This window comes from Aeromonas sp. S19(2024), from assembly GCF_041402625.1.
Classification (GTDB): domain Bacteria; phylum Pseudomonadota; class Gammaproteobacteria; order Enterobacterales; family Aeromonadaceae; genus Aeromonas; species Aeromonas caviae.
This window is the reverse complement of sequence record NZ_JBGLQU010000002.1, coordinates 307663-320172: the sequence shown is the minus strand read 5'-3', so window position 1 is coordinate 320172 and position 12510 is coordinate 307663. Positions and strand designations below refer to the sequence as shown.

Annotated in this window: 13 protein-coding genes; 9 read left to right on the top strand and 4 right to left on the bottom strand. The window is 63.4% G+C overall.

The genetic code is table 11. The features are described 5' to 3' along the window. Positions 1 to 41: 41 nt before the first annotated feature. On the bottom strand, positions 42 to 449 hold the full coding sequence (locus tag ACB037_RS05830) for an H-NS family nucleoid-associated regulatory protein (RefSeq protein WP_010673634.1): 408 nt from the start codon (positions 447 to 449) through the stop codon (positions 42 to 44). A gap of 349 nt (positions 450 to 798) precedes the next feature. Further along, positions 799 to 1743, bottom strand: coding sequence for a DNA-binding transcriptional regulator DsdC (gene dsdC, locus ACB037_RS05825; protein WP_113736083.1), 945 nt, complete (start codon positions 1741 to 1743; stop codon positions 799 to 801). Between the two features lie 217 nt (positions 1744 to 1960). Here dsdC and dsdA point away from each other — a divergent pair, with 217 nt between their 5' ends. Further along, positions 1961 to 3292 (top strand): D-serine ammonia-lyase, encoded by a 1332-nt coding sequence (gene dsdA, locus ACB037_RS05820; RefSeq protein WP_371175022.1) that lies wholly within the window; start codon positions 1961 to 1963, stop codon positions 3290 to 3292. A 339-nt stretch (positions 3293 to 3631) separates the two neighbouring features. Continuing rightward, positions 3632 to 3808 carry a hypothetical protein gene (locus ACB037_RS05815; RefSeq protein ID WP_080944224.1) on the top strand — a complete coding sequence of 59 codons (177 nt, stop codon included), beginning with the start codon at positions 3632 to 3634 and terminating at the stop codon, positions 3806 to 3808. Positions 3809 to 3874: 66 nt separating this feature from the next. Here the strand turns inward: ACB037_RS05815 and icd are convergent, their stop codons facing one another. Further along, positions 3875 to 5128: an NADP-dependent isocitrate dehydrogenase gene (gene icd / locus ACB037_RS05810; protein ID WP_010673630.1), complete on the bottom strand. Its 1254-nt coding sequence runs from the start codon at positions 5126 to 5128 to the stop codon at positions 3875 to 3877. 410 nt (positions 5129 to 5538) lie between these two features. Between icd and ACB037_RS05805 the strand changes: the two genes are divergently transcribed. Further along, positions 5539 to 6630: an alpha/beta hydrolase gene (locus ACB037_RS05805; RefSeq protein WP_042864175.1), complete on the top strand. Its 1092-nt coding sequence runs from the start codon at positions 5539 to 5541 to the stop codon at positions 6628 to 6630. A gap of 84 nt (positions 6631 to 6714) precedes the next feature. Here the strand turns inward: ACB037_RS05805 and ACB037_RS05800 are convergent, their stop codons facing one another. Next, entirely contained in the window at positions 6715 to 6864 is a 150-nt protein-coding gene (locus ACB037_RS05800; protein WP_010673628.1) for a hypothetical protein, read from the bottom strand. 558 nt (positions 6865 to 7422) lie between these two features. Between ACB037_RS05800 and ACB037_RS05795 the strand changes: the two genes are divergently transcribed. From ACB037_RS05795 to ACB037_RS05770, 6 genes are all read left to right on the top strand, one after another. Beyond that, complete coding sequence (locus tag ACB037_RS05795) at positions 7423 to 7716, top strand: hypothetical protein (RefSeq protein WP_053288271.1); 294 nt, start codon at positions 7423 to 7425, stop codon at positions 7714 to 7716. Positions 7717 to 7962: 246 nt separating this feature from the next. After that, positions 7963 to 10083, top strand: coding sequence for a hypothetical protein (locus ACB037_RS05790; protein ID WP_371175021.1), 2121 nt, complete (start codon positions 7963 to 7965; stop codon positions 10081 to 10083). A 3-nt stretch (positions 10084 to 10086) separates the two neighbouring features. After that, entirely contained in the window at positions 10087 to 10848 is a 762-nt protein-coding gene (locus ACB037_RS05785; protein ID WP_371175020.1) for a DUF3142 domain-containing protein, read from the top strand. A 7-nt stretch (positions 10849 to 10855) separates the two neighbouring features. After that, the gene (locus ACB037_RS05780; protein ID WP_052688017.1) at positions 10856 to 11050 is read left to right on the top strand and encodes a hypothetical protein; all 195 of its coding nucleotides are present in this window, start codon (positions 10856 to 10858) and stop codon (positions 11048 to 11050) included. Next, the gene (locus tag ACB037_RS05775; protein WP_371175019.1) at positions 11047 to 11514 is read left to right on the top strand and encodes a GNAT family N-acetyltransferase; all 468 of its coding nucleotides are present in this window, start codon (positions 11047 to 11049) and stop codon (positions 11512 to 11514) included. Before ACB037_RS05780 ends, ACB037_RS05775 begins: the two co-directional genes overlap by 4 nt. An 83-nt stretch (positions 11515 to 11597) precedes the next feature. Further along, a complete protein-coding gene (locus tag ACB037_RS05770; protein ID WP_371175018.1) occupies positions 11598 to 12506 on the top strand; it encodes a pseudouridine synthase in 909 nt (302 codons plus the stop codon). The last annotated feature ends 4 nt before the right edge of the window (positions 12507 to 12510 follow it).

Genomic DNA, 12510 nt, shown 5'->3' with positions numbered 1-12510 from the left:
GCCGCCCTGCAGGCGGCATTATCGAGAATCGGATCCGGCGATCAGATCAGGAAATCGTTCAGATCCTTGCCCAGCGCAACTTGCTCGGCGATGGCCTTGGGCATACGACCCTGACCGGTCCAGGTCTTCTCCTGACCGTCTTCCTGGTATTTGTATTTCGCAGGACGGGGAGCACGCTTGCTCTTGGTGGTGCCCGCCGCAGCCGGAGCCGCCACGCTGCCGATCAGCTCACGGGGATCGATACCAGCCTGTTGCAGCATTTCGGTGAATTCATTCAGTTTGCGCTGACGCTCTTCCTGTTCGGCGCGTTCCTGTTCAACGGACTCGGCACGCTCGTTATATACCAGGTCAAACTTTTCTTTCGCTTCTTGCAGTTGCTCAAACGGCAGTTCACGAATGGCAGCGCGCAAGCTGCGAATGTTCAGCAGAACCTTCAGAAACTCGTTCATTACTTCCTCACAGAATTATTTTTGTATGTCACAGGGATAACACGATTTGAGAATAGCATGCCCATTGGATAACAACATAATGTTTTTATACCATCCGGCAGCGCTCTGACACCATATGGACATTATTCACCGTGGTTAATTCCCTGCCTGATACTTATTGGGAATACCCTCACGGACTTTATTTTCTATTTTCCCCGGTTAATCTCTGGTTCACCTCATCCGTTGCACACGCTGTTATCTCTTACCCGCTTTGATCTGCGCCAGGTCATTTAGCAGCAGTGTCGGCCCTTATTGTACAAATAGTGCGCTCCTGGCCATGACCTTCGCGGACAATAAACCAGGTCCCGTTTCAGGATGCCCCTTGCGCCTGATCCTGTATCCAGCGGATGAATGCCTGGATCTTGGGACACTGGCGATGAGGGAGGGTCGCCAGGTAATAACGCGGCTCGCAGCGCACCGCCATATCCGGGAAGGGCATCACCAGCGCTCCGCTCGCCAGCGCCTGGCTTGCCAGTTGCCTGCGCCCCATGGCGACACCGGCGTGGTGGGTGGCGGCAAGGATCGCCAGATCCGCTCGATCAAATCCCATGTGTGACGCGCAGGCCTCCAGGGAGAGATGCCAGTGGCTCCCCCAGGTGCGCCACTCGTCGCTGTCGGTGTCCAGGCCCCAGGCCTGCCTGTCATGGAGCAGGCGGCACTGCTGCAGATTCCCCACCTCCCCCATCAGACCGTGGTCGCTGGCGTATTGCGGGCTGCACACCGGCACCATGAATTCATCCATCAGGGGGTGAATGGCCAGGCCCGTCGGGGTTCTGGCGTCGAAGTTGAGGGTCAGATCGATGCCGTAGCCGTGCAGGTTTATGTGCTCGTTGCCCGTCAGCAGGTTGAGCTCTATGTGAGGATGCAGACGGGAAAAATCGGCGAGCCTTGGCACCAGCCAGCACTGGGCGATGGAGGGGCGCGAGTGCAGCGTCAGGGAGCCCGACAGCGCCTGCTCCCTGATTTCCAGCACCTCCTGATTGATGAACTCCAGGGAGGAGGTGAGCGCCCAGAAAATGCGCTGCCCCTCCGTGGTCAAGGCCACCTTGCGGTGAAAGCGCTGGAACAGCAAAAACCCGAGCGCCTCTTCCAAGGCCGAGATGCGGTGGCTCACCGCGCTTGGGCTCAAGGAAAGCTCGTCGGCGGCGAGCGCAAAGGAGCCGTGGCGGGCCGCCGCCTCGAAGGTGTGGAGCCTGGCGAGCTGATGGCTGCTGAGCAGCTTGCTCCTCACCCCTGGGTGCTCATCGCGTTGCATGGTTGGGCCTCCCTCTCTTTTATCTGGCGGATGATACCAGAAGGGCGAGGTTTGCATTCACCAGGAAGACTCAAGTCACCCGTATTCGAAGACACTTCAGGGTAGGTGACCATTTGCATCAACTGGGCTCATCCAAGCCACGCGTTTTATCATTTGTCACGGCAACACTGGCGCCGTTCAATGGGATGATTCCGTCACCACTCCACGCGAGGCTTTCATGACACACACCGACATTGCCGGGCTCATCACCCGCTTTCCCCTGCTCGAACCGCTGATCGCCCTCACCCCTGTGACCTGGTTCAATCCGGGTGCCACCTCCCTCGCGGAAGGATTGCCCCATGTGGGGCTCACCCGGCACGATGTGGCCACCGCCTCCGCCCGGCTCGCCCGCTTCGCCCCCTACCTGTGCGAGGCCTTCCCCGAAACCCGCGCCAGCCACGGCATCATCGAGTCCGGGATCGCCGCCATCCCGACCCTGCAGGGGACCCTCGATGCGCGCTACGGTGTCGAACTCACCGGCAGGTTGCTGCTCAAACAAGACAGCCATCTGCCCATCTCCGGCTCCATCAAGGCGCGCGGCGGCATCCACGAGGTGCTGGCCCATGCCGAACATCTGGCCATCCAGGCTGGGCTGCTGCGCGAGACGGATGACTATCGCACGCTATTTTCGGACGAGTTCCGCCACTTCTTCGGCCAGTACAGCATCGCGGTGGGGTCGACCGGCAACCTCGGCCTCTCCATCGGCATCATGAGCGCCCGCCTCGGCTTTCGCGTCACCGTCCACATGTCCGCCGATGCGCGGGAGTGGAAGAAGCGCAAGTTGCGCGAACATGGCGCCATCGTGGTGGAATATGCCGACGATTACGGGGTGGCGGTGGAGCAGGGACGCAAGGAAGCCGCGCGCGATCCCAACTGCTTCTTCATCGATGACGAGCACTCCCGCACCCTGTTCCTCGGCTATGCGGTGGCGGGCGAGCGGGTGAAAAAGCAGTTCGACGAGATGGGCATCAGGGTGGACGCCGACCATCCGCTCTTCGTCTACCTGCCTTGCGGCGTCGGCGGTGGCCCCGGCGGGGTGGCCTTTGGTCTCAAGCTGGCGTTTGGGGACAACGTGCACTGCTTCTTCGCCGAACCTACCCACTCCCCCTGCATGCTGCTCGGGGTCCACACCGGGTTGCACGATGCCATTGCGGTGCAAGACCTTGGCATCGACAACCTCACCGCCGCCGACGGCCTCGCGGTGGGACGCGCCTCCGGTTTTGTCGGCCGTGCCATGGAACGCCTGCTTGCGGGCTTCTACACCCTGAGCGATCAGGAGATGTACGACCTGCTGGGGCTCCTGGCCCGGGATGAAGAGATCCGGCTCGAGCCCTCGGCACTGGCGGGCATGGCAGGCCCCTGGCGAGTGGCCACCAACCTTGAGTGGCAGAGTGGGCAGGGACTGGATGCTGCCAAGATGGCCGGGGCCACCCACCTGGTGTGGGCCACCGGCGGCGGCATGGTGCCCGCCGAGGAGATGGAAAAATACCTGGCCTGCGCCCGGATCTGATCTTTTTTTCGCCCCCGTGACCCGCCGACCTGGCGGGTTTTTCTGCTGCGAGATCAGCAAGATGGCACCTCAGTCCTCGCCACCATGACACAGACGGCCAGACTGCTGGACAGCCTGATTTGTCATCCAGCCCCACTGACTGGTTATTTTGTGATACGATAGAGACCGTTTTTTGACATCTGCGCCCCGTTGTCCCCTTTTTCCGGTGAGATAACCACCGGTTCCGGCGACCAACACCTGCCGGGCGCAGCACAACATGTGCCCAGTTCGAATCGCTCCTGCGCGACCTTGACGCCAGGAGCACTCCCCTCTGGGCACCTTAGATAAGGAGATCGGGCGATGAAACAATATCAAAGCTGGTTGGGACAATATCTGATGAGCCGCCGTGACGGAGACCACGCCATGGCATCCGAGCTCGCCAACTCCATCTGCGAATTCTGGCAGGCCCGTGGAGATGAGGCCGAGACCAGCAAATGGCAGCAGATCTACGAGCAGCACGTGGAAAAAACCACCTGACGACCTGCTCTCCTCCATAAAAAAACCGGCGCTCATGGCGCCGGTTTTGCATTTCAACGACCCGGATCACATCTGGTCGATCATGTCCTGGGCGAACTGGGAGCAGGAACGCAGGGTGGCTCCTTCCATCAGACGCTCGAAGTCATAGGTGACGGTCTTGTTGGCGATGGCCGCTTCCATCCCCTTGACGATGAGGTCAGCCGCCTCGGTCCAGCCCAGGTGGCGCAGCATCATCTCGGCAGAGAGGATGAGGGAGCCCGGGTTGACCTTGTCCTGGCCAGCGTATTTCGGCGCGGTGCCGTGGGTGGCTTCGAACAGGGCAACGCCATCGCCGATGTTGGCGCCCGGCGCGATGCCGATGCCGCCGACCTGGGCCGCCAGCGCGTCGGAGATGTAGTCGCCGTTGAGGTTCATACAGGCAATGACGTCATACTCGGCCGGACGCAGCAGGATCTGTTGCAGGAAGGCATCGGCGATGACGTCCTTGACGACGATGGTCTTGCCGGTCTTCGGGTTCTTGAAGGAGCACCAGGGGCCGCCGTCGATGAGCTGGGCATCGTACTCTTTCTGGGCCAGGGCATAGCCCCAATCCTTGAAGGCACCCTCGGTGAACTTCATGATGTTGCCCTTGTGCACCAGGGTCACGGAGTCGCGATCGTTGTCGATGGCGTACTCGATGGCGGCACGGACCAGACGCTCGGTACCGGCCTTGGACATGGGCTTGATGCCGATGCCGCAGGACTCGGGGAAGCGAATTTTCTTCACGCCCATCTCGTTTTGCAGGAAAGCAATCACCTTCTTGGCTTCATCGCTGTCCGCCTTCCACTCGATGCCAGCGTAGATGTCTTCGGCGTTCTCGCGGAAGATCACCATGTCGGTCAGCTCGGGGTGCTTGACCGGGCTCGGGGTCCCTTCGTAGTAACGGACCGGGCGCAGGCAGACGTAGAGATCCAGCTCCTGGCGCAGGGCCACGTTGAGGGAGCGAATACCGCCGCCGACCGGGGTGGTCAGCGGGCCCTTGATGGCCACGCAGTATTCACGAATGAAATCCAGGGTTTCGGCCGGCAGCCAGGCACCTTCGCCATAGACATGAGTCGATTTCTCGCCGGTATAGATCTCCATCCAGGCGATCTTGCGCTCGCCTTTGTAGGCTTTCTCGACCGCAGCATTCACCACATTCAACATGGCCGGGGTCACGTCCACACCGATACCATCCCCTTCGATAAACGGAATGATGGGATTGTGGGGAACCTGCAGCTTGCCGCTGGCATCGACTGTGATTTTCTGGCCCTGGGTCGGGATAACTACTTTGCTTTCCATCGGCATCTCCTAACTTCCGTTTGTTATCAATCTGATCGTTGCGCGCGGCCATCTTAAGCCCATCCATTTGCATAATCAAATAGCGGGCGTGCATGTCAGACCATAGTCGGGGAGTGGATCACAGTGCGCCTGAGGATCCCCTCCTCCCTCGCTGCCCTCTGGTCCTGACGAGGCGCAGGCCCCGTCCATCCGGGCCTCTTCCTCTAGTGATGACAGCGTCTTCCTGCCCTCGCCGCCCCGAAGGCGCCACTCCCCCAAATCCCGTTCGCCTTTACATCGTCGTAACCCCTTTGGCGAGGCAAGGCGCGCCGGGGGACAGGCAGCCGGATCCGGACTAGGCTCTTTGCCAGTGATCGGGGCGCCCGGGGCGTGGCCGATCATGAAGAGAGCACGACAACAAGGAGAACACCATGTTTATCGTCACCAACCGGATGGTCAACGAGCAGGGCAAGACCCCCAGCGAGATCTTTGGCGAAAAACCCGCAGAGGGCCCCAACGAACTGCGCCTCGCCGAGGCCCGGCGTCAGGGCAAGCAGTGGCAGCTGGACCTGCTGCCGGATCAGATCACCGCCGAGATGGCCGCCAGCGTCGGCCTTGACCCCGACCTCCCCCACCCGGCCAGCGCCTATGTGGCGCGCAAGCTGCTGGAGCGCTGCGCCGGGACCGGCAGCACGGCCAAGCAGAAGCTCAAGACCGGCAAACACCTGCTGCTGTTCGTACACGGCTTCAACAACGATCTTGACGATGTGCTGGAGCGGGCCGCGGGGCTCGAGGCCCGGTACGGCGTCGAGGTGCTCTGCTTCAGCTGGCCCGCCAATGGCGGCGGCGCCCGGGGCGTGCTGAGCTACAAGAGCGACAAGCGCGATGCCCTGGCCTCGGCCGGTGCCCTTGACCGGGTGCTGGAGAAGATGAAGGGGCTGCTCGACGAGTTCAACGGCCAGTATGTGACGCAACTGGAAGAGAAAGCCCAGAAGAAGTTCGCCGACAACGGCGAGGCCTGGGATCGCTACTTCGCCAAGGAGGTGAACAAGCGCTGCCCCTTCACCATCAACCTGCTGCTGCACAGCATGGGCAACTACCTGTTCAAGCACCTGCTGGGCAGCACCACCTACCACGCCAACCAGCTGCTGTTCGACAACATCATCATGGCCGCCGCCGACACCAACAACGAGCTTCACGCCCAGTGGGTCGATCGCATCCAGTGTCGCAACCGCCTCTACATCACCATCAATGAGCGCGATGGTGCCCTGATGGCATCGCGCATGAAGATGGGGGAGCAGCAAAAGGCGAGGCTCGGCCACTACACCCGGCGGCTGGACGCCAGAACGGCCACCTACGTGGACGTGACCAATCAGCCCCATGTGGGGGACTCTCACGCCTACTTCGAAGGGGATGCCCTCGCCAACGAGAAGGTGCTGCGCTTCTTCCACACCGTCTTCAACGGCGGCACCGGCGAGCGCGCGGAGCTGTTCGATGCGGCCCAGAACCTCTATCGCCTCTAGCCACTGCGCAAAAAAACCACCGCCCCGAACAGGGCGGTGGTTTTTCATTATGCGCTCACTCGGTGGCCACAAGGCCGCCAGGGGCTAGTGTTCTGCCGCTTCCGGCTGGGGCGCTTCGCTGCGCTCCCGTTGCAGTTCATCGACCCTGGCCTGCCATCTGTCCTGGGCCTGTTTTTGCCCCTGGGACTCGAACTCCTGGCGCATGGTGTCGATTTTTTGGTCAAGTTTTTCCATCAGGATGTCTCCTTACATCTCGGGTTACACACTGGCTGACGGCACTGTTTGGCCAACCTGCTCACCCGATTGGACACCAGGTTTTCCCCAATTGTCCAACAAAATAAACGATTGATTATGCAAAAACCAATCTAGAAAATGGGTTAAAGATCCTTATGAAGCCCCATCAACCCCCCTGAAAACGCCTGATAAAAACACTACTTTTACTATTTATATCAATATATTGACATTTATCATTCGCTCAATGACGCCCTTGAGATCGGCATGACGAGTGTATGCACATTTTTTTTCACAAAAACTCCCCGATCTCCAGGTTTTGCGACCGGAAAGTCCCCCTTGTCCATCCAAAAATGCGATGGGTTATGACACAACCCATCTCTTTAATGGATAGATAATCCCCAACCCCGGCCCTGCGGCTTGCCAACCCGACCACCAGCAGGTTCGCTTGTTACCCATCCGGGCATATCCCGCCCCACTCCCGCCCCGATAAAATGAAGCCGCACCACGCCTGCTGAGCGGGTTGTTGCCGCCCTCATCCCCTCTCGTCGGAGTCATGACATGGATCTCTTCTGGTGGTTTGCCCTGCCCGTCGCCGCAGGCACCTTCTATGGGTGCTATTTCTGGAACCAGCGCCATGCCCAGCCCGACTGGCTGCGCCTGCCCACCCGCGCCGACTACCTGCACCAGCATCCCGAGTGCGCCACCGACGATGAACATGGGGCGCGCTGCTGCGCCTGCGGCTCCGACAAGGTGCTGGGCCACCCCCAGACCGGCTGGCCTGATCATCGCTTTCGCCACACCTGCCTCGCCTGCGGCAAGGCGCTCTTTCGCACCGAAGAGCCCCCTATATAAGCATCCACATTCGCCCTTTTTGTATGGCGATGTATGGCGATGGCAGATGCTGACACCCGCGAAGCAGCAAAGAGCACATGCTCGGGACAGGGAGACGGCGCAGGCGTCCTGACAGAGAGAGCGCCGATCAGGTCAGAATTGGTTGTCGTTTGTGACCCTCTTTCGTACTATTGCCCGCCACTGCGAACCCCCTTTTCCGGCCCGGGCGTCACGCACGGCGCGGGCCCACAAACGGATAGCGATCCCATGACATCTCTGACCCACTGCTCGGTGCTGGCGATGACGCTGGTTGCACTGCCCGCCCTCGCCTCCGGTGACGGTGACGGGTGCGGCTTCTGGCTCACCGACTGCCCTCTCCCCACCTATCCACTCTATCTCAACGAGAACGACACCCGGGGCAACCTGCTGATGCTGCTGGGGGATGCCCAGCATCACCCCCTGCCCTTCACCCTGCCGGCAGATCCGCTGAACGAGCGCAGCCAGCCGCTGTTCTACCTCACCCGCCTCCCCCAGCCGGAGGAGGTGGAGGACCCGGCGCTGCGCGAGCAGCTCGGCAGCCGGCTGGCCGCCTACGACCCGTCCCTCCCACCGCTGCTCGAGCACTACGCGGGCCACGACTCCCTCTACGGCCACGCCATCTCCAACTCCCTCTCCTCGGTCAGCGCGTTTCTGGACGCCCTCGAGCAGAGCGAGGTGCCCGACCCGGAGCGCGCGTCGCTGCTGCGAAGCCGTCTGCTGATCCTGGGGCAGCAGGAGAGCCCGGCCCCCGCTACCGAAATGAGCGGTGCTGCCCTGGAGTGGCAGGGGTATCTGCAGTCCGCCCGGCACTTCTACGAGAGCCGCTTCGAGGAGGCCCGCGCAGGCTTTGCCGCCTTGCAGCAGGCCAAGGCCCCCTGGGTGGCCGAAAGCGCGACCTACATGGTGATGCGCACGGAGATCAACCTCGCGATGAAGGAGGCGAAGGACGAATACGGCGATCAGGACGTGACCAGGAGCGACAAGGAGGCCCTTCGCCGCGCCATGGCCCAGGGTCAGGCCTATCTGGCGGCCTACCCGCAAGGGCGCTACGCCAGCTCGACCAGAGGACTGTTCAGACGCATCCAGTGGATGGCCGGTGATCTCGGCGCCCTGCGGGATGCCTATGACGAGGCCATGGCAACCCGCCAGCCCTTGCCGGCGCTGGAGGCCCTGGTCAACGAGATCGATCTCACCCTGCTCAGTGGCGATGCCTATCGCCATCAGGCGGCCTATCAGGACTCGGCCCAGCCGGCGCTGCTGTTCGTCAATGCCCTGCGGGGTCTCAGACCGACCTATGAGCAGCCGCGGGACTGGCAAGATGCCCAGCTGGACGACGCCATCGCGCACCTGCAAAAAACCGGTCACCAGGCGCAGGCGGCCTATCTCAAGGCCTACGCCCTCTTTTTGGACAAGCAGTTCGAGCAGGTGCTGGCCCTGCCCTCTCCGGGGCAGGAGGACGCCACCCTGGCATTCAGCCACCAGATGCTGCGCATCTGGGCCTGGCAGGGCATGAAGGCCTTCGACAAGGCCGAGCAGGCCCTGATGGCGCTGGTGGCCTCCCCCCTGGGTCAGGCCCAGCAGGCGTTCGTGGAGAACGTGCTGGCGGATCACTGGGTGCGCACCGGCAACACGGCCGCCATCTTCCAGCCGGGCAGCCCCATCACCCAGCTGCGCATCCGCGCGGCCGTGCTCAAGCAGGAGGCCGAACCCGCCCTGTTGCGCCAGCAAGCCAGTCAGGGCCCGAGCGCGGCGGAGCGGCAGATTGCGCTCCATACCCTGCTGGTGCGGGATCTCATCGCCAACGACCCGGCCACCTTCTTGCAGGATGTGGCCCTCATCCCCGCCGATTACAAGGAGGCGACCCCTCCCGCCGACGCGCCCTGGGAGCCCGTGCCCAACGGGGATGTGCGCCTCTCGGCGTTCCAGTGGGGTGGAGAGGGGACGCCCCAGGGCTACCACTGCCGGGATCTGGCCCAGACCCTTGGCACTCTGGTGCAGCGCCCCGACGATGGTCATGCCCTCAACTGCTTCGGGGAGTACCTGCGCAGCCGGGATCCCCATATCGACCTGTGGCAGGATCGCGAGATGATCTGGGGGCTGGCGCAAGACGAGCGTCCCACGTTCCCGAGTCGCCTCGCCCTCTATCAGGCCGTGATGGCCAACCCCAAGGCGGAGCCCGAAGACAAGAGCTATGCCCTCTATCGCGCCATCCAGTGCTATGCCCCCTCCGGCTACAACAGCTGCGACAGCCAGGAGATCCCCAAACGCACCCGGCAGGCCTGGTTCAACACCCTCAAGCAGCGCTATGGCAACTCGGTGTGGGCCAGATCCCTCAAATACTACTGGTGAGCCATGAGCAGACCCCCTGAACGCGCCCTGCTGGCGCTGCTGCTGACGGCCCTGGCCACCCCCCTTGAGGCCAGTGTCGATGCCAGCGCCTATCACGGGTTCTGGCTCTGGTCCGCCACCCGCCACCAGCCGGTACTGGAACAGGCCAGCACCCTCTATCTGCATCAGGGGGAGATCCTGGACAGGCCCGGCGGCTCCCGCTTCGTCAAGCTGGGGCGGGTTCCCTCCCCCCTCAAGGCCGGGCAGGTCTGGCTGGTGGTGCGTGTCAACGCCCTCCCCCTCTCCCCCGCCCACGAGCAGGTGCTGGTGCGCCTCTACGAGGGGTGGCGCGCGGCCGGGGCCAGGGTGGCGGGCATCCAGATCGACTTCGATGCGGCGACCCGCCAGCTCGATCACTATGGCAACGCCCTGCAACAACTGCGGCGTGCCCTGCCTCCCGGGTGCAAGCTCAGCGTGACGGGGCTGCTCGACTGGGCGAAAACGGGGGACGTGGCAGAGCTCAATCGCCTGCCCGTGGACGAGCTGGTGATCCAGACCTATCAGGGCACGCGCACGGTGCCGGGCTATCAGGCCTATCTGCCCGCCATGGCGCACCTGACCATCCCGTTCAAGGTAGGGCTGGTGCAGGATGGGGAGTGGGATCCCGCCTGGCAGACAACACTGGCCGCCTCCCCCCATTACCGGGGCGAGGTGGTCTTCCTGCTCAACCGCCCGGCGCCGATCCCGGGGACCAGTCCCCCTGTTCCCCGGCATGACGCCCACTGAGACGCGGGTGAACCCCATCGGGACACAGGGGCAAGGGCGTGCCCACGGCAAGCAGCAGTGGCAGACCCTGATCCGGCTGGTGGCATCCACACCGGGCGAGATGCCGTGCGAGAGGAACGCCGTCCGGGCCACCACATCGGTCAAGCCCGCCATCGTGCTGCGCGGCGCGCGGCGTCACAAACAGGGAGAGAAACAAGGATGACGTTTGTCGAGATGAACCCCGCCCACCTGCCGCTGGCCCTGCTGCTGGAGGCCGATCCCGCCGCGTCGCGCATCGCCGCCTACCTGCCCGGGGCCTGGGGCTTTGCCGCCCTGGCGGACAACGAGGTCGTGGGGGCCTGCGTGGCGGGCCTGGTGGGGGAGCAAACCGCCGAGATCTTCAACATCGCCGTTGCCCCCAACCGCCAGCAGCAGGGCATCGGCTCCGGCCTGCTGCGCTTCGTGCTGGAGAACCTGGCCGGGAAGGGGATAGGCCGCGTCGAGCTCGGTACCGGCAGCTTCGGCCACCAGCTCACCTATTACCAGCGCCACGGCTTTCGCGTCCATGCCGTCGTGAAGGATCACTTCCTCATCCACTATCCCGAGCCCCTGATGGAGCACGGCATCCAGCACAAGGACATGCTGCGTCTCTCCCTCGCACTGACGCCGGACACCGCCACCCCCTGACCAGAGAGGGTGAGCCCCGCTCTCCCCCTGATGGCTGCCCCCTGTGGTACACTCCGCCATCCCCTGTTTTTGGTAGGCATGCGATGAAATCAGCCCGTCCCCGTCTCTCCCTCTCTGCCCGCCCTGACGCAGGCCGCACGGCCAGCGGGCCCACCACGGTGCGCCCATCCCAACGCCGGGAGGCCCGGCACGCAGGGAGAGTCAACGAGCGCAAACCGGCCCCCGCCCCGGCGGATCGCAAGCTGCTGCTCCTGAACAAGCCCTACATGGTGCTCTGCCAGTTCACCGACGAGGCGGGCCGCGAGACCCTCAAGGATTACATCAAAGAGCCCGGCATCTATGCCGCGGGCAGGCTGGATCGAGACAGCGAAGGGCTCTTGCTGCTCACCAACGATGGCAAGCTGCAGGCACGCCTCACCCAGCCGGGAGAGAAGACCCCCAAGACCTACTGGGTGCAGGTGGAAGGAGTGCCGAGCGAGGAGCAACTGGCCGCCCTTCGCGCCGGTGTGGAACTCAACGACGGCATGACCCTGCCCGCCGGGGCGCGCATCATGGATGACCCTGCCGTGTGGCCACGCAATCCGCCCATACGCGAGCGCAGGGAGATCCCCACCTGCTGGCTCGAGATAACAATCGTGGAGGGGCGCAACCGCCAGGTGCGGCGCATGACCGCCCACATCGGCCACCCCACCTTGCGCCTCATCCGCTACGCCATCGGGGAGTGGACCCTCGATGGTCTGGCGCCGGGAGAGAGCCGCGCCCTGCCCGCCCCCGAGCTGGCAACCGCGCCACGACCAGCCGCCACGCAAGGCAAACCACGGGCATCCGCCGCAGCCGGGGGCACTGGCCGCAGCGCCCCCCGCACCGCCCGGCCAACAGATCAGGAGCCACCCCAGGGGCGGGAGCGCCGCGGGGCAGACCCGCGCCCCGGCAATCGCAGCGGCGGGCGCACCACCGCCCGCCGTCCGGCTCGCACCAAGCCCTCTGAATGAAGGC

Excerpts from the sequence above, each read along its gene's own strand:
- ACB037_RS05830 (WP_010673634.1), bottom strand. The coding sequence starts at position 449 with ATGAACGAGTTTCTGAAGGTTCTGCTGAACATTCGCAGCTTGCGCGCT.
- dsdA (WP_371175022.1), top strand. The coding sequence starts at position 1,961 with ATGACACACACCGACATTGCCGGGCTCATCACCCGCTTTCCCCTGCTC.
- ACB037_RS05805 (WP_042864175.1), top strand. The coding sequence starts at position 5,539 with ATGTTTATCGTCACCAACCGGATGGTCAACGAGCAGGGCAAGACCCCC.
- ACB037_RS05785 (WP_371175020.1), top strand. The coding sequence starts at position 10,087 with ATGAGCAGACCCCCTGAACGCGCCCTGCTGGCGCTGCTGCTGACGGCC.
- ACB037_RS05815 (WP_080944224.1), top strand. The coding sequence starts at position 3,632 with ATGAAACAATATCAAAGCTGGTTGGGACAATATCTGATGAGCCGCCGT.
- ACB037_RS05770 (WP_371175018.1), top strand. The coding sequence starts at position 11,598 with ATGAAATCAGCCCGTCCCCGTCTCTCCCTCTCTGCCCGCCCTGACGCA.
- ACB037_RS05775 (WP_371175019.1), top strand. The coding sequence starts at position 11,047 with ATGACGTTTGTCGAGATGAACCCCGCCCACCTGCCGCTGGCCCTGCTG.
- ACB037_RS05795 (WP_053288271.1), top strand. The coding sequence starts at position 7,423 with ATGGATCTCTTCTGGTGGTTTGCCCTGCCCGTCGCCGCAGGCACCTTC.
- icd (WP_010673630.1), bottom strand. The coding sequence starts at position 5,128 with ATGGAAAGCAAAGTAGTTATCCCGACCCAGGGCCAGAAAATCACAGTC.
- ACB037_RS05790 (WP_371175021.1), top strand. The coding sequence starts at position 7,963 with ATGACATCTCTGACCCACTGCTCGGTGCTGGCGATGACGCTGGTTGCA.
- ACB037_RS05800 (WP_010673628.1), bottom strand. The coding sequence starts at position 6,864 with ATGGAAAAACTTGACCAAAAAATCGACACCATGCGCCAGGAGTTCGAG.
- dsdC (WP_113736083.1), bottom strand. The coding sequence starts at position 1,743 with ATGCAACGCGATGAGCACCCAGGGGTGAGGAGCAAGCTGCTCAGCAGC.